Raw genomic sequence first — 14,473 nt, forward strand, 5'->3', positions numbered from 1 at the left:
AACCCCTCGGTCTTTTGTTCTGGGGGGTTGTTTTTTTTTTATCTCCCCCGGGCCCGGGGCCCCCCGCGACGGGGGCACCGGGCCTCGCCCGGCTCACGGGCCCGGGGGCCGGTGAGCGTCGGTACTAGTGGGAGTGACCGTGGCCGTGACCGGCCTCGGCCTCTTCCTCGGCCGGCTTCTCGACGACCAGGGTCTCGGTCGTGAGCAGCAGCGACGCGATGGACGCGGCGTTCTCCAGGGCGGAGCGGGTGACCTTGACCGGGTCGATGACGCCGGCCTTGATCAGGTCGCCGTACTCGCCGGTGGCGGCGTTGAAGCCCTGGCCCTTGTCGAGGTCCGAGACCTTCGAGGTGATGACGTAACCCTCGAGGCCGGCGTTCTCGGCGATCCAGCGCAGCGGCTCGACGGCGGCGCGGCGCACGACCGCGACACCGGTGGCCTCGTCGCCGGTCTTGCCGAGGTTGCCCTCCAGGACCTTGACGGCGTGGACGAGGGAAGAGCCACCACCGGAGACGATGCCCTCCTCGACCGCGGCGCGGGTCGCGGAGATGGCGTCCTCCAGACGGTGCTTCTTCTCCTTGAGCTCGACCTCGGTGGCGGCACCGACGCGGATCACGCACACGCCGCCGGCCAGCTTCGCGAGGCGCTCCTGGAGCTTCTCGCGGTCCCAGTCGGAGTCCGTGTTCTCGATCTCGGCCTTGATCTGGCTGACGCGGCCCTTGACGTCACCGGCGTCGCCGCCGCCGTCGACGATGGTCGTGTCGTCCTTGGAGACGGTCACGCGGCGGGCGGTGCCCAGCACGTCCAGACCGGCCTGGTCGAGCTTGAGGCCGACCTCCTCGGCGATGACGGTCGCACCGGTGAGGGTGGCGATGTCGCCGAGCATGGCCTTGCGGCGGTCGCCGAAGCCCGGGGCCTTCACCGCGACGGCGTTGAAGGTGCCGCGGATCTTGTTGACGACGAGGGTGGAGAGCGCCTCGCCCTCGACGTCCTCGGCGATGATCAGGAGGGGCTTCGAGCCGCCGGCCTGGATGACCTTCTCCAGCAGCGGGAGCAGCTCCTGGATCGAGCCGATCTTGCCCTGGTGGATCAGGATGTACGGGTCGTCGAGGACGGCCTCCATACGCTCCTGGTCGGTCACCATGTACGGGGACAGGTAGCCCTTGTCGAAGGCCATGCCCTCGGTGAACTCGAGGTCCAGGCCGAAGGTGTTGGACTCCTCGACGGTGATGACGCCGTCCTTGCCGACCTTGTCCATCGCGTCCGCGATGAGCTCGCCGACCTGCGGGTCCTGCGCGGAGAGCGCGGCCACGGCGGCGATGTCGGACTTGTCCTCGATCGGACGGGCGGTCGCGAGGAGCTCCTCGGACACGGCCTTGACCGCGGCGTCGATGCCCTTCTTCAGGGCGGCCGGGGAGGCACCCGCGGCGACGTTGCGCAGACCCTCGCGGACGAGCGCCTGGGCGAGGACGGTGGCGGTGGTGGTGCCGTCACCGGCGACGTCGTTGGTCTTGGTGGCGACCTCCTTCACCAGCTGGGCACCGAGGTTCTCGAACGGGTCGTCGATCTCGACCTCGCGCGCGATGGTGACACCGTCGTTGGTGATGGTGGGCGCGCCGAACTTCTTGTCGATGACGACGTTGCGGCCCTTGGGGCCGATCGTCACCTTGACCGTGTCGGCAAGCTTGTTGACGCCGCGCTCAAGGGCGCGACGGGCGTCCTCGTCGAACTTCAGAATCTTCGCCATGGGCTGTTTTCCCTCTCGAACGAACTGCGCCCCCAGCCACCCGGCTTGTTATGTCGCAGGGGGCCAGGGGCGCAGAACAGACAGCAAAAGTGGGTGAATTACTTCTCGATGATCGCGAGGACGTCGCGGGCCGAGAGGACGAGGTACTCCTCGCCGTTGTACTTCACCTCGGTGCCGCCGTACTTGCTGTACAGGACGACATCGCCGGTCTTGACGTCGAGCGGAAGGCGCTCGCCGTTCTCGAAGCGGCCCGGGCCCACGGCCAGGACGACGCCCTCCTGGGGCTTCTCCTTGGCGGTGTCCGGAATGACCAGGCCGGAAGCCGTGGTCTGCTCGGCGTCGAGCGGCTGGACCACAATGCGGTCCTCGAGCGGCTTGATCGCAACCTTGGAGCTGGTGGTCGACACGATCCGGTCTCCCCCTTCGGAGATCTCACGGGGTTTAACAGTCTGGGGTCGCGCCGGGCCGGATCCGTCGTCGCGGGTGCCGGACCTGCCCTGTCGCGCGGTACTGCTGGCACTCTCCAGGGGGGAGTGCCAGCACCGAGACTATGACCGCGATTAGCACTCGGTCAAGCGGAGTGCCAATTCCGTACCCGTGCGTGGCGCGGGACGCCCGCCGGGACGGACCGGCCGGGCGACACGCGGCCCGGGGAGCGTGCCGGGACGCGCGCCGGAGTGCGCGCCGTGACGCCGTGCCGGGCGGGTCTCGATCGGGCGCCCGCAGGGACAACGCGGCGGCGGTACACGCCGTTCCGGGCGACGGTGCCCGTACTGACCGGGGCGGCCGGTGCGCCCCCCGCCCTCACCGCCGCGCCCCCGCCCGCGGATCAGACGTAGTCCTCCAGCCGGGCTACCGCGTACCCCTTCTCCGTGATGACCTTCATGACGTTGCGGACCATGTCGGCCATGGTCCCCTTCCACTGCGCGGGCCCCTGGAAGTGGGTCAGGACGATGTCGCCGGGGTGCAGGTCCCGGTCCCACTCCCGCCAGTCCATGTGGTCGGGGAACGCCTCCTCCGCCCACAGCGGCACGGCCTTGATCCCGCAGGACTTGGCGACGACGAGGGTGTCGCGGTTGTAGTTGCCGTACGGCGGCCGGAAGAGCACCGGCCGCTTGCCGAAGTGCTTCTCGATCCGGTCCTGCTGGTCGCAGATCTCCTTCTTCTGCTCGGCGTAGGAGAGCCCGGGCAGATAGGGGTGGGTGAGGGTGTGGTTGTTGAGGGTGACGCCCTTCTTCTGCATCGCGGCGAAGTAGCCGTAGTCCTCGCTCGCGAGGTAGTCGCTGAGGAAGGCGGTGTACGGGATCTTCAGCTCGTCCATCATCCGGATCAGCTCGGGGTCCTTCTCGGCCCCGTCGTCGATGGTGAGGAAGACGATCCGCTGATCGGTGGGGACGGTCGTGAAGACCTGCGGCAGGTCCTCGCCGTCGTCGACCTCGAACCCCTCGCGGCTGGTGATCTCCGGCTTCTCGGCGGGCGGCGCGGGGGCCACCAGCGGGACCTCGGCCAGCCCCCACTTCTTCGCGAGGGCGACCCGCTGCGCCTGGCGCCGCTTCAGCTGTTCGGCGTAGGAGACGAGGGCGCCGGCCGGTCCCGCCTGCGGGGCCGCTCCGGCCGCCGCCCGGCCGCCCGCACCCGCCGCGCCCGGGTGGGAGGGGTGGTCGCCGCCGGAGCAACCGGCGGCGAGGGCGGCGCCCAGCAGGGCCGCCAGCGCGACCGTGCCGGATCCGAGCCGCTTCATTGTGCTTTTTTCCTTTTGTCGTACTGGTTGCATGGCGCCGCATCCTGCCAGCCCGCCCCCGGCCCCCCGTCCCGACACCGCCGCCCGTCCGGCCGCGTCCCCCGCCTGGCGCACAGCCCGGCCGGGGCCACGCACACCCGGGGAAGCCGGGGGACATCCGGCCGCGCACACCCGGGGAAGCCGGGGGACGCCCGGCCGCGCAGCCCGGGGAAGCCGTCGCCGCCCACTGGCCCACAATGGGACGGGTGAACGCACCTCTGCCCGCCGGTGACGGCCCCGCCGACCCGCTCGCCTCCTTCGCCGCCCTGCGTACGCCCGAAGGCGCCGCCCTCCTGGACGAGTTGCGGGACCACGACCCGGCGCGCGAGCTGGCCACCGCCACCCGGCTGCGCCGCGACCACGCGCCGGGCCTGGTGTCGGCCGCGCTGGGGCAGGCCCGGCTGCGACAGCGGGCGGTGGCGAAGTTCGGCGCCGAGGACGCGTACCGGATGTTCTTCACGCCCGACGGCGTCGAGCAGGCGACCCGTACATCCGTCGCCACCTACCGCGCCGGGCGGTTCGCGGCGCTGGGCGGGGTGCGGCGGGTGGCGGACCTGTGCTGCGGCATCGGCGGCGACGCGATCGCGCTGGCCCGCGCGGGCATCGCGGTGCTGGCCGTCGACCGCGACCCGCTCACCGCCGAGGTGACCCGCGCCAACGCCGAGGCGCTCGGCCTCGCCGGACTGATCGAGGTGCGGTGCGCCGACGTGACCGGCGTCGACACCGCCGGGTACGACGCGGTCTTCGTCGACCCGGCCCGGCGCGGCGGGCGCGGCCGGATCTTCGACCCGGAGGCGTACTCGCCGCCGCTCTCCTGGGCGACCGCCGCCGCGCTGAAGGCCCCGCGCGCCGCCCTGAAGATCGCGCCGGGCATCCCGCACGAGGCGATCGGCCCGGAGGCCGAGGCCGAGTGGATCTCGGACGGCGGGGACGTGAAGGAGGCGGTGCTCTGGTACGGCGAGGGCTTCGAGGCCGGTTCCTACCGGGCGACCCTGCTGCCGTCCGGCGCCACCCTCGCGACCCGCTCCCCGCTGCCGGCCCCGCCGGTGGGCCCGGTCGGCCGCTATCTGTACGAGCCGGACGGCGCCGTGATCCGCGCCAGCCTGGTCGCCGACATCGTGGCCCGGTGCGACGGGCGGCTGATCGACGAGACGATCGCCTACGTCACCAGCGACGAGCCCTACTCCTCCCCGTACACCTCCGCGTACGAGATCACCGACCAGCTGCCGTTCAACATGAAGCGGCTGAAGGCGCTGCTGCGGGAGCGGGAGGTGGGGGTGCTGACGGTGAAGAAGCGCGGTTCCGCGGTGGAGCCGGAGGAGGTGCGGCGCCGGATGAAGCTCGCGGGGCCGAACTCCGCGACGGTCCTGCTGACCCGGGTCGCCGGTGCCCCGACCATGCTGGTCGGCCGGCCCTTCCGCCCGGCGGTCTGATCAGCCCTGCGCCGGGGGCCGGGGGTGTCAGCAGCACACGTCGGTCGGCCCTCAGGCGTTGAGCAGCGTCTCCACGTCGAGCTTGCCCATGCCCATCATCGCCTTCATGGCGCGGTCGGCGCGGTCGCGGTCGGGGCCGCCGAGGATGTCGGGAAGCGCGCGCGGCACGATCTGCCAGGACAGCCCGAACCTGTCCTTGAGCCAGCCGCACTGGCTCTCCTCGCCGCCCTCGGTGAGCGCCGCCCACAGCCGGTCCACCTCGGCCTGGTCCGCGCAGTCCACGGAGAGCGAGACGGCCTCGGTGAAGTGGAAGGCGGGTCCGCCGTTGAGGCCCATGTACTCCTGGTCCGCGAGCCGGAAGCGGACGGTCATCACGGCGCCGGCCTCGCCCGGGGAGCCCTCCGGGTAGTGGCTGGTCTCCAGGACGCGCGAGTCGCCGCCGAAGACGGAGACGTAGAAGTCGGCGGCCTCGGCGGCCCGGCCGTCGAACCAGAGACAGGGGGTGATCTTCTGCATGGTCTTCTCCTCCAGGGGTCCCGCTCGGCCCGGGCCCGGTCACCGGTCCGGGGCTCTGGAAGGTAGACCCGGCGGGTGGCCGGAACTCATCGGACACGCGGGGCCGCCGCCCGTACGGCGGCGGCCCCGGAGGAGATTTGTCCGTCAGGAGTCGGCCGGCCCCAGCGACTCGAAGCGCCAGCGGTGCACCGCGCGGGTGATCAGCCGCTCGTCGGGCTCGGGGAGCTCCGGCAGCCGGTCGCCGTACTCCCCCGGCCACCAGGTGATCACCAGCACCCGGTCCTGCGGGGCGCGCAGCAGCTCGGTCCGGAGCGGGGTGCGGGCGAGTTCGCCGGTCCGGGCGCGGGCCCACTCCAGCAGTTCCGCGCCCCGCCCGTCGGTGGCGCGGGCCTCCCACATCAGCGCGACGGTCATGAGTACAGGTTGTCCTTGCTGATCTCGTGCACGTGGTCGTGATCGTGGGCGTGATCGTGGGCGTGGCCGTGCTGGGCGCCCGGTACGTGCGGGTCGGTCACCGGCAGCGAGGAGTCGGCGGACAGCTCCCAGTCGGAGGCGGGCCGGTTGCGGGCGACCATCTCGGCGCCGAGGGCCGCGACCATCGCGCCGTTGTCGGTGCAGAGTCCGGGGCGGGGTACCCGGAGCCGGATTCCGGCGCGCTCGCAGCGTTCCTGGGCCAGCGCGCGGAGCCGGGAGTTGGCCGCGACGCCTCCGCCGATCATCAGGTGGTCGACGCCCTCGTCCTTGCAGGCACGGACGGCCTTGCGGGTCAGCACGTCGACCACGGCCTCCTGGAAGGACGCCGCCACGTCGCGCACCGGCACCTCCTCGCCGGCCGCGCGCTTCGCCTCGATCCAGCGGGCGACCGAGGTCTTGAGGCCGGAGAAGGAGAAGTCGTACGCGGGGTCGCGGGAGCCGGTCAGGCCGCGCGGGAACGCGATGGCTTTGGGGTCGCCCTCCTTGGCCAGCCGGTCGATGACCGGGCCGCCGGGGAAGCCGAGGTCCAGCACGCGGGCGATCTTGTCGAAGGCCTCGCCCGCCGCGTCGTCGATGGTGGCGCCCAGCGGCCGTACGTCGCTGGTGATGTCGGGGGCGAGCAGCAGCGAGGAGTGGCCGCCGCTGACCAGCAGGGCCATCGTCGGTTCGGGCAGCGGGCCGTGCTCCAGCTGGTCGACGCAGATGTGCGAGGCCAGGTGGTTGACGCCGTAGAGCGGCTTGTTCAGCGCGTACGCGTACGCCTTGGCGGCCGAGACGCCGACGAGGAGCGCTCCGGCGAGGCCCGGACCGGCGGTGACGGCGATGCCGTCCAGGTCCCGGGCGCTGACCCCGGCCGTCTTCAGGGCGCGCTCGATGGTGGGGACCATCGCCTCCAGGTGGGCGCGGGAGGCGATCTCGGGGACGACTCCGCCGAACCGGGCGTGGGTGTCCACGCTGGACGCGACGGCGTCGGCGAGGAGGGTGGTGCCGCGCACGATGCCGACGCCGGTCTCGTCGCAGGAGGTCTCGATGCCGAGTACGAGCGGTTCGTCAGCCATTGCCATCAGCCATTCTCTGTTCCTTGTACGTGGAGGCGCATGACGAGTGCGTCGATGTTGCCCGGCTGGTAGTAGCCGCGCCGGAAGCCGATCGGCTCGAAGCCGAAGCGTTCGTAGAGCTTCTGGGCGCGGGTGTTGTCGACCCGGACTTCGAGCAGCACGGTGGCGCATTCGAAGGCGGTGGCGTGCTTCAGCAGGTCGGTGAGGAGTTCCGAGCCGAGGCCGCCGCCCCAGTGGTCGCGGGTGACGCCGATGGTCTGCACGTCGGCGAGGTCACCCGCGGCGGCGAGTCCGGCGTAGCCGACGATCCGCCCGGTGGCGGGTTCCTCGGCGACGACGTAGCGCCGGGTGGCGTGCGGGCCCCGGGCGTGGGCGAGCTCGGACCAGAACATCCCGGCCGACCAGGCGTCGTCGGGGAAGAGCTCGTGTTCGAGCTCCAGCACCGGTTCGATGTCCCACCAGCGCATCTCGCGCAGTTCAGCGGTCGGGACGGTCACTTGGGGGTGACCACCTTGTAGTTCTTCGGGACCTGCGCGTCGGGCCTGCGGAGGTAGAGCGGCTGCGGGTCGAGCAGCTTCTCGCCCGCGGTGAGGCGTTCGGCGGCGAGCGCGGCGAGCGCCCCGGCCGAGACGTGCTCGGGGCCGCGCGCGTCCGGGAAGAAGTCGGGGTAGAGGGCCGCTCCGGCGCCGACGACGGGGAGGCCGGCCAGCTCCTCGGCGATGTCGGCGGGCCGGTCGACGGAGGGGCCGCCGGTGCGGGTGCGGGGGTCCGCGTACCGCGCCCAGTAGACCTCCTTGCGGCGGGCGTCCGTGGCGACCGCGAAGGGGCCGGTGATCCCGGCTTCCTCCCCGGCGGCGTACGCGAGTCCGTCCAGGGTGCACAGGCCGTGCACGGGGACGGAGAGGGCGGAGGCGAAGGTCGCGGCGGTCACCAGGCCGACGCGCAGCCCGGTGTACGGGCCGGGGCCGACGCCCACGACGATGCCGGTCACGGCGTCGAGGGTGGTTGTGGCCTCGGCGAGGACGCGGTCGACGGTGGGGAGCAGCAGCTCCCCGTGGCGTCGGGCGTCCACCTGGCCGGACTCCGCGACGACGGAGGTGCCGTCGTGGAGGGCGACGGTGACGGCGGGGGTGGCGGTATCCATGGCGAGCAAGAGCACGCAAACAGCCTACGGCTCCGGCGACCGGGGCATCGCGCCCGTACGTCGTCCCGGTCCGCCCCGTGGCTGCTGCTACCGTCACCCGGGATACACGAGTACGACGTAAACCTTGTACGACATGCGACAGGCGGCATGCGGCGGACCGCATGCGAAAGGGGAGCTCAGGTGGCAAGGGGCAGCTCGGGAATCGTGGCCGGGCTCACTGCGGCGGCCGTCGCCGTGGTCGCATTCCTCGCTTACCAGGCGTCGGCGAACGCCCCGGATTCGGTGGCCGCCCCCTCGACGAGCGCTTCCGCCTCCGCGTCCGCGAAGCCGTCGGCGAAGAAGCCCGCCCCCGAGGTCGACCCGCTCACGGTGCCGGCCGGGTCCGGGAGCGGCCTGCGGGTCGTGTACGCGCTCAAGGAGCGCCGGGTGTGGCTGGTCGGCGAGGACGGCAAGGCGTCGCGGACGTTCAAGGTGGTGCCGAGCAGCGTCAGCCCCACGCCGGGTTCGTACGCGGTCTTCTCCCGCACCGGCTCGGTGACCGGCTCGGACGGTGTGCCGATCGAGCACGTGGTGCGGTTCACCGAGGTGGACGACACGGTGATCGGCTTCAGCGCGGCGCAGGACGGCTCGCTGCCGACCCCGGACCCGACGCTGAAGACGGGCGGGGTGCGGATGACGCGGGCGGACGCCGACGCGATGTGGTCGTTCGCCACGGTCGCCGTGAAGGTCGTCGTCGTCCGGTAGCCGGGCTTCCCCGACCGGGTCTTCCGGAACTCAGGCCGCTTCGCACCGCGCGGGCGGCCTGATTCCGTGCACCGTGGCCGGGAGCTCGGTGTCGTCCTCCGTCGCCGCCTCGGCGTCGTCCGCCGCGCGCGCCGCGGGCGCCTCGGACGGCGGGGTCGACACGGCGCTGGCCGCCGCACACGACGCGAGCAGATCCTTCATCGGCACCCCGGAGGGGCACGGGTACCGGACTTCTCGCTCGGGCGTCGGCATGGATGCCTCCTGGGCTCCGCTGGAGGAGTAGTTAGGTATACCTAACCAGTTCGCCACCCCATACCACCACGGGCGGGGTCGTCCGCGCAACATTTTACCGACAGCTTGTCGGAAACCACCCGGGAACCCGTCTCCCCTTCACCCCCGGACACACCTGCGGGGCGCCTCCCCGGAGGAAGACGCCCCGCGCGCGGAGAAAGCCGGGCTCAGGCCGGGTGCCCGCCGATCCGGGTCCCCAGGTCCGCCCAGCGCGCCCCGACGCCCGCGAGGGTCACCTCGCGCCGTTCGTCGTCGGTGTCGCCGGTTGCGCGGTCGATGACCACGTGGAGCCGGTCGTCGGACAGCTCCTCGACCTTGCCGTCGCCCCACTCCACGACCACCACCGAGTCCGGCAGCGACACGTCGAGGTCCAGGTCCTCCATCTCGTCGAGCCCGCCGCCCAGGCGGTAGGCGTCGACGTGGACCAGGGCGGGGCCGTCGCCCAGCGGGGGGTGGACCCGGGCGATCACGAAGGTGGGGGACGTGACGGCGCCCCGCACCCCGAGCCCCTCGCCGAGGCCCCGGGTCAGGGTCGTCTTCCCGGCGCCGAGCTCACCGGTGAGCATCACCAGGTCGCCGGGGGCCAGCAGCCCGGCCAGCTCCCGGCCGAGCTCGGTCATCTGCTCGGGTGACTCGACGGCGATACGTACGGTGACGGCGTCCGGGGCCGCCGCGATCTCGGCGGCCTGGCCGTTGTGCGGTGCTTCCATGTCAGACCACGTTAGTCGGAGCGGGTACGGCTCCGATCCGCACCAGCAGGTCCGCGAGCCGGTCGGTCACCGTCTCGGGGTGTTCCAGCATCACCAGGTGGCCCGCGTCCGGGACGATGACCAGCTCCGCGTCGGGCAGCACGTCGGCGATGGCCTCGCTGTGCGAACTGGGCGTGACCAGGTCCTTGTCGCCCGCCAGGATCAGCACCGGCATGTCCCGGAAGACGGGCAGCGCGGCGCTCTTGTCGTGTTCGGTGAACGCCGGATAGAACTCCGCGACGACGTCGATGGGGGTCGCCTCGATGAGCCGCTCGGCGAACCGGGCGACCGCCGGGTCCACGTCCCGGGAGCCGAAGGAGTACCGCTTGATCAGGCCCGCGAAGAGGTCCGCGGTGGCCCGGCGGCCCCGCTCCACCAGCTCCGTCTGCGTACCGAGCGCCCTCAGCACCCCGGGGAGCACCCGGCGCACCGCGTTGACGCCCGCCACCGGCAGCCCGAAGCTGACCTCGCCGAGCCGTCCGCTGGAGGTGCCGACGAACGCGGCGGCGGCGACCCGGTCGCGGACCAGCTCCGGGTACTGGTCGGCCAGCGCCATCATCGTCATGCCGCCCATCGAGTGCCCGACCAGCACGAGGCGCCCCTCGGGGGCCGCCGCGTCGATGACCGCCTTCAGGTCCCGGCCCAGCTGGTCGATGGTGACCGGCACCCCGTCGGCCTGGGACCTGCCGCGCGCGGACCGGCCGTGGCTGCGCTGGTCCCAGTGGACCGTACGGACCAGCCCGCGCAGCGCCGCCCGCTGGAAGTGCCAGGAGTCCTGGGCGAGGCAGTAGCCGTGGCTGAAGACGACGGTGACGGGGCCCGGAGCCTTGCGGCCGAAGAGGCGGCGCTTGCGCGGACCGGTGGGGCCGCCGCTCCCGCCGGCCGCCGGTTCGGCCTCGTCGATCTCGTAGTACAGCGCGGTGCCGTCGTCGGCGACCGCCTGGCCCGGGGTGCCGCGGAGCGCGCCGTACGGCCCGGAGGCGTCCAGCGCGAGGCGCGCCCTCTTCCGCATGCCCCGGCCGACCGTCAGCCGCTCCACCGCGACCCCGGCCGCCGCACCCGCCGCGAGGACTCCTATGGCGGCGCCGGCGACCCCGGCCCTGCGCCATCCGCCCGCCGTGGCCGCGGCAGCCGCCGCCACCACGTCCCCCGCGGCTCCCGCGCTGCTGTCGCTCACCGTGCCCGCTCCTCGTCCGTGGTCGTGGTCCGTGCTCGTCGGCGGTTACTTCCCGAAGGTGCTCACGGGGTACTTCCCGAAGGTGCTCACGCGCCGACGTGTACCCGGGGGACCCGCGTACCGATCCGGGTGACGATCTCGTACGCGATGGTGTCCGCCGCCACCGCCCAGTCCTCGGCGGTCGGCTCGCCCCGGTCGCCCGGACCGAACAGGACCGCCTCGGCGCCCGGTTCGGTGCGGTCGCCCTCCAGGTCCACGACGAACTGGTCCATCGCGACCCGCCCTGCCACCGTCCGCACCCGGCCCGCGACCAGCACCGGGCCGCGCCCGGAGGCGTGGCGCGGGATGCCGTCGGCGTACCCGAGCGGCACCAGGGCGAGGGTGGTCTCGGCCGGGGTCGTGTAGTGGTGGCCGTAGCTGATGCCGTGTCCGGCGGGGACCTGCTTGACCAGGGCGACCGAGGCCGAGAGCGTCATCACCGGGCGCAGCCCGAAGTCGGCGGGGGTGCCCAGCTCGGGGCTGGGCGAGATGCCGTACATGGCGATCCCGGTGCGCACCAGGTCGAAGTGGGACTCCGGCACGGTCAGGGTGGCCGGGGAGTTGGCGATGTGCCGGACCTCGGGCTCCACCCCGGCCTTCTCCGCGTACGCCACCATGTCGCGGAAGACCGTGAGCTGGGCGGCGATCGAGGGGTGGCCGGGCTCGTCGGCGCAGGCGAAGTGGGACCAGAGGCCGGTGACGCGGACGGCCCCGCTCTCCTCGGCGGTGCGGGCCTCGGCGACCAGCTCGGGCCAGTCCGCGGGCTGGCAGCCGTTGCGGCCGAGCCCGGTGTCGGCCTTCAGGTGGATACGGGCCGTCCGGCCCGCCTCCGCGGCGGCGGCGACGACCTCGCGCAGCGCCCACAGTCCGCTGACGGAGACGTCGATGTCGGCCTCGATCGCCTCGCGCCAGGGGCCGCCGGGCGTCCACAGCCAGCACATGACCCGGGAGCCGAGACCGGCCGCCCGCAGGGCCAGGGCCTCCTGCGGGGTGGCGGTGCCGAGCCAGGTCGCGCCGGCTTCGAGCGCGGCGCGCGCGCAGGGCACGGCGCCGTGGCCGTAGGCGTCGGACTTCACCACGGCCATGAGCTGGGCCCCGCCCGCCCGCGCGCGCAGCTCGCGCACGTTGGCGCGGAGTGCGGCGAGGTCGATCTCGGCCCGGGCTCTCAAGGACGCTTTCTCGTTCATCGCGGCCAGTGTCTCAGGTCGCGGGCCCTCCCAGGTCGGCACCCGGGAGCCCGGCGCGGGGCCCGGTTCCTCTCGCCGGGCTCGTGCCGGGTCCGGACGGGAGGCCTCCGATCCCCGTCAGCCGTCGTCCGGCCGGTGGGCCCGCGCGTGCTCCAGGTACTCGGCCAGCACCGGCACATGGCTGGCTCCGATGTCCTTGACGGAGGTCAGCAGGGTCACCGGGGTGTCCCCGTCCAGCAGGCTCAGCAGGAGGGCGACCGACTCGGCGTGCGCGGAGTCGTCGAGTTCGGCGCGGTAGCGGTCGACGAACGCGTCGTGCCGGGCGCCGGAGCGGTCCTGGTGGTACCAGCCGCGCAGCTCGTTCGAGGGGGTGATGTCCTTCAGCCACCGGTCGACGGCGGCCCGCTCCTTGGAGACCCCGCGCGGCCAGAGCCGGTCGACCAGCACCCGGATGCCGTCCGCGCGCGGCTCGGGCGGGTCGTAGACCCTGCGGACCCGGATGCCGCTGCCGTCGATCGCACCGCTCATGCGTACCGCCTCCCGTTCCAGGGTGGTCCCGGCGGGCGGGCCCCGCACGCTCAGCCCCTGCGTACGTCGCGCCAGGCGGCCGGGATGCCCTCGGCGATGTCCTGCGCGGAGACGGGCGCCCCGTCCGCGCCGTGGCGCCCGGCGAGGCCGTGCAGGTGGGCGCCGACCGAGGCCGCGTCGCGGGGGGCGAGGCCGGCCGCGAGCAGCGAGCCGATCAGCCCGGAGAGCACGTCCCCGCTTCCCGCCGTGGCGAGCCACGCGGTGCCGGTCGGGTTCACCCGTACGGGCGTGTCGCCGGTCTCCGCGATCAGCGTGGTGGACCCCTTGAGCAGGACCGTGGCGCGGTAGCGGGCGGCCAGCTCGCGTACGGCGGCGAGCCTGCCCGCCTCCACCTCCGCGCGCTCCACGCCCAGCAGGGCGGCGGCCTCCCCGGCGTGCGGGGTGAGGACGGTGGCCGCCGAGCGGGAGCGCACGGCGTCGCCGTCCATCAGCCGCAGCCCGTCCGCGTCCACCAGCACCGGCACGTCCGTGGCGAGCACGTCCTCGACGGCGGCGGTGGCCGCCCGCCCGTCGCCGAGCCCGGGGCCGACCACCCAGGACTGCACCCGGCCCGCCTGCGAGGGCCGCCCCTCGTGCACCAGGGTCTCGGGGAACCGGGCGATCACCGTCTCCCCGCCCGGACCGGCGTACCGCACCGCCCCGGCGCCGCCGCGCAGCGCCCCGGCGACGGCGAGGACCGCCGCGCCCGGGTAGCGCTCGGAACCGGCGACCACCCCGACGACGCCCCGGCCGTACTTGTCGCTCTCGGCGCCCGGCAGCGGCAGCAGCGCCGCCACGTCCGCGAACTGGAGCGCCTCCAGGTCCGGGGTCTCCGGCAGCTCCGGGCCGAGGCCGATGTCGACGAGCCGCAGCCCGCCCGCCCGTTCGGCGCCGGGGTCGACGAGCAGGCCGGGCTTGTACGCGCCGAAGGTGACGGTGGCGTCGGCGCGTACCGCCGCGCCGCGCACCTCACCGCTGTCCGCCTCCACCCCGCTGGGCAGGTCCACGGCGAGGACCGGCGCCCCGTGCCCCTCGGTGACCGCCTTCACCAGCGCGGCGGCCTCCGGGCGCAGCCCGCCCCGGCCGCCGATGCCGGTGATCCCGTCCACCACGAGGTCCACGATCCCGGCCTCCTCGGGACGCTCCAGCACCCGGCCCCCGGCCGCGCGGAGCGCGGCGAGCCCGCCCGCGTGGGCCTGGCCGGGCGCGGTGAGCAGGACGCTGACGCCCGCCCCGCGCCGGGCCAGCCGGGCGCCCGCGTACAGGGCGTCGCCGCCGTTGGCGCCGCTGCCGACGAGGAGCAGCACCCGGGACCCGTACACCCGGCCGTTGCGCCGGAGGAGGTCCCCGCAGGCGACCGCGAGCCCGGCGGCGGCCCGCTGCATCAGGGCGCCTTCGGGCAGCCGCGCCATCAGGGCCTGCTCGGCGGCCCGTACGGTCTCCACGCTGTAAGCGGTACGCATCGGTCAGCCCTTCGCGGGTCAGGAGGAGCGGTCCCGTACCGGGAGGAACGGGTCCGGGAAACGATCATTCGGCGGGTCGGCTCACACGTACCCGTACGCCCGCC

Annotated in this window: 16 protein-coding genes; 3 read left to right on the forward strand and 13 right to left on the reverse strand. The window is 73.6% G+C overall.

The features are described 5' to 3' along the window. Positions 1-124: 124 nt before the first annotated feature. The 3 genes from groL to ACFWEE_RS09700 form a co-directional block, all read right to left on the reverse strand. Complete coding sequence (gene groL, locus ACFWEE_RS09690) at positions 125-1,747, reverse strand: chaperonin GroEL (protein ID WP_386887963.1); 1,623 nt, start codon at positions 1,745-1,747, stop codon at positions 125-127. 98 nt (positions 1,748-1,845) lie between these two features. Continuing rightward, the gene (gene groES, locus ACFWEE_RS09695; RefSeq protein WP_028439209.1) at positions 1,846-2,154 is read right to left on the reverse strand and encodes a co-chaperone GroES; all 309 of its coding nucleotides are present in this window, start codon (positions 2,152-2,154) and stop codon (positions 1,846-1,848) included. 422 nt (positions 2,155-2,576) lie between these two features. Next, entirely contained in the window at positions 2,577-3,488 is a 912-nt protein-coding gene (locus ACFWEE_RS09700; protein WP_386887965.1) for a polysaccharide deacetylase family protein, read from the reverse strand. Between the two features lie 236 nt (positions 3,489-3,724). Here ACFWEE_RS09700 and ACFWEE_RS09705 point away from each other — a divergent pair, with 236 nt between their 5' ends. After that, positions 3,725-4,960, forward strand: a complete 1,236-nt coding sequence (locus tag ACFWEE_RS09705; RefSeq protein ID WP_386887967.1) for an SAM-dependent methyltransferase — start codon at positions 3,725-3,727, stop codon at positions 4,958-4,960. Positions 4,961-5,011: 51 nt separating this feature from the next. On the opposite strand, the gene ACFWEE_RS09710 is transcribed toward ACFWEE_RS09705, so the two are convergent. The 5 genes from ACFWEE_RS09710 to tsaB all read right to left on the reverse strand — a co-directional run bounded on the left by ACFWEE_RS09710 (position 5,012) and on the right by tsaB (position 8,152). Then, positions 5,012-5,476, reverse strand: coding sequence for a VOC family protein (locus ACFWEE_RS09710; protein WP_386887969.1), 465 nt, complete (start codon positions 5,474-5,476; stop codon positions 5,012-5,014). Between the two features lie 144 nt (positions 5,477-5,620). Next, positions 5,621-5,890, reverse strand: coding sequence for a hypothetical protein (locus ACFWEE_RS09715; protein ID WP_386887971.1), 270 nt, complete (start codon positions 5,888-5,890; stop codon positions 5,621-5,623). After that, the gene (gene tsaD / locus ACFWEE_RS09720) at positions 5,887-7,008 is read right to left on the reverse strand and encodes a tRNA (adenosine(37)-N6)-threonylcarbamoyltransferase complex transferase subunit TsaD (RefSeq protein ID WP_386887973.1); all 1,122 of its coding nucleotides are present in this window, start codon (positions 7,006-7,008) and stop codon (positions 5,887-5,889) included. Before tsaD ends, ACFWEE_RS09715 begins: the two co-directional genes overlap by 4 nt. A 5-nt stretch (positions 7,009-7,013) precedes the next feature. Then, complete coding sequence (rimI, locus tag ACFWEE_RS09725) at positions 7,014-7,505, reverse strand: ribosomal protein S18-alanine N-acetyltransferase (protein WP_327176165.1); 492 nt, start codon at positions 7,503-7,505, stop codon at positions 7,014-7,016. Further along, positions 7,502-8,152, reverse strand: coding sequence for a tRNA (adenosine(37)-N6)-threonylcarbamoyltransferase complex dimerization subunit type 1 TsaB (gene tsaB / locus ACFWEE_RS09730; protein WP_386888187.1), 651 nt, complete (start codon positions 8,150-8,152; stop codon positions 7,502-7,504). Before tsaB ends, rimI begins: the two co-directional genes overlap by 4 nt. A 204-nt stretch (positions 8,153-8,356) precedes the next feature. Between tsaB and ACFWEE_RS09735 the strand changes: the two genes are divergently transcribed. Together ACFWEE_RS09735 and ACFWEE_RS09740 are read left to right on the forward strand one after the other, a co-directional pair. Then, entirely contained in the window at positions 8,357-8,896 is a 540-nt protein-coding gene (locus tag ACFWEE_RS09735) for a hypothetical protein (RefSeq protein ID WP_386888188.1), read from the forward strand. Positions 8,897-8,984: 88 nt separating this feature from the next. Continuing rightward, positions 8,985-9,179, forward strand: a complete 195-nt coding sequence (locus ACFWEE_RS09740; protein WP_386887974.1) for a hypothetical protein — start codon at positions 8,985-8,987, stop codon at positions 9,177-9,179. Positions 9,180-9,354: 175 nt separating this feature from the next. On the opposite strand, the gene tsaE is transcribed toward ACFWEE_RS09740, so the two are convergent. The 5 genes from tsaE to ACFWEE_RS09765 form a co-directional block, all read right to left on the reverse strand. Further along, the gene (gene tsaE / locus ACFWEE_RS09745; protein ID WP_386887976.1) at positions 9,355-9,897 is read right to left on the reverse strand and encodes a tRNA (adenosine(37)-N6)-threonylcarbamoyltransferase complex ATPase subunit type 1 TsaE; all 543 of its coding nucleotides are present in this window, start codon (positions 9,895-9,897) and stop codon (positions 9,355-9,357) included. Position 9,898: 1 nt separating this feature from the next. Continuing rightward, complete coding sequence (locus tag ACFWEE_RS09750; RefSeq protein ID WP_386887978.1) at positions 9,899-11,113, reverse strand: alpha/beta fold hydrolase; 1,215 nt, start codon at positions 11,111-11,113, stop codon at positions 9,899-9,901. A gap of 86 nt (positions 11,114-11,199) precedes the next feature. Further along, complete coding sequence (gene alr, locus ACFWEE_RS09755; protein WP_386887979.1) at positions 11,200-12,339, reverse strand: alanine racemase; 1,140 nt, start codon at positions 12,337-12,339, stop codon at positions 11,200-11,202. Between the two features lie 117 nt (positions 12,340-12,456). Next, the gene (locus ACFWEE_RS09760; protein ID WP_386887981.1) at positions 12,457-12,867 is read right to left on the reverse strand and encodes a DUF488 domain-containing protein; all 411 of its coding nucleotides are present in this window, start codon (positions 12,865-12,867) and stop codon (positions 12,457-12,459) included. Positions 12,868-12,917: 50 nt separating this feature from the next. Beyond that, positions 12,918-14,369: an NAD(P)H-hydrate dehydratase gene (locus tag ACFWEE_RS09765; RefSeq protein ID WP_386887982.1), complete on the reverse strand. Its 1,452-nt coding sequence runs from the start codon at positions 14,367-14,369 to the stop codon at positions 12,918-12,920. Between the last annotated feature and the right edge of the window lie 104 nt (positions 14,370-14,473).

This window comes from Streptomyces sp. NPDC060184 (assembly GCF_042728795.1).
Taxonomy (GTDB): domain Bacteria; phylum Actinomycetota; class Actinomycetes; order Streptomycetales; family Streptomycetaceae; genus Streptomyces.

Excerpts from the sequence above, each read along its gene's own strand:
- tsaE (WP_386887976.1), bottom strand. The coding sequence starts at position 9,897 with ATGGAAGCACCGCACAACGGCCAGGCCGCCGAGATCGCGGCGGCCCCG.
- ACFWEE_RS09715 (WP_386887971.1), bottom strand. The coding sequence starts at position 5,890 with ATGACCGTCGCGCTGATGTGGGAGGCCCGCGCCACCGACGGGCGGGGC.
- groL (WP_386887963.1), bottom strand. The coding sequence starts at position 1,747 with ATGGCGAAGATTCTGAAGTTCGACGAGGACGCCCGTCGCGCCCTTGAG.
- tsaD (WP_386887973.1), bottom strand. The coding sequence starts at position 7,008 with ATGGCTGACGAACCGCTCGTACTCGGCATCGAGACCTCCTGCGACGAG.
- ACFWEE_RS09760 (WP_386887981.1), bottom strand. The coding sequence starts at position 12,867 with ATGAGCGGTGCGATCGACGGCAGCGGCATCCGGGTCCGCAGGGTCTAC.
- ACFWEE_RS09700 (WP_386887965.1), bottom strand. The coding sequence starts at position 3,488 with ATGAAGCGGCTCGGATCCGGCACGGTCGCGCTGGCGGCCCTGCTGGGC.
- ACFWEE_RS09710 (WP_386887969.1), bottom strand. The coding sequence starts at position 5,476 with ATGCAGAAGATCACCCCCTGTCTCTGGTTCGACGGCCGGGCCGCCGAG.
- alr (WP_386887979.1), bottom strand. The coding sequence starts at position 12,339 with ATGAACGAGAAAGCGTCCTTGAGAGCCCGGGCCGAGATCGACCTCGCC.
- ACFWEE_RS09705 (WP_386887967.1), top strand. The coding sequence starts at position 3,725 with ATGGGACGGGTGAACGCACCTCTGCCCGCCGGTGACGGCCCCGCCGAC.
- ACFWEE_RS09765 (WP_386887982.1), bottom strand. The coding sequence starts at position 14,369 with ATGCGTACCGCTTACAGCGTGGAGACCGTACGGGCCGCCGAGCAGGCC.
- tsaB (WP_386888187.1), bottom strand. The coding sequence starts at position 8,152 with ATGGATACCGCCACCCCCGCCGTCACCGTCGCCCTCCACGACGGCACC.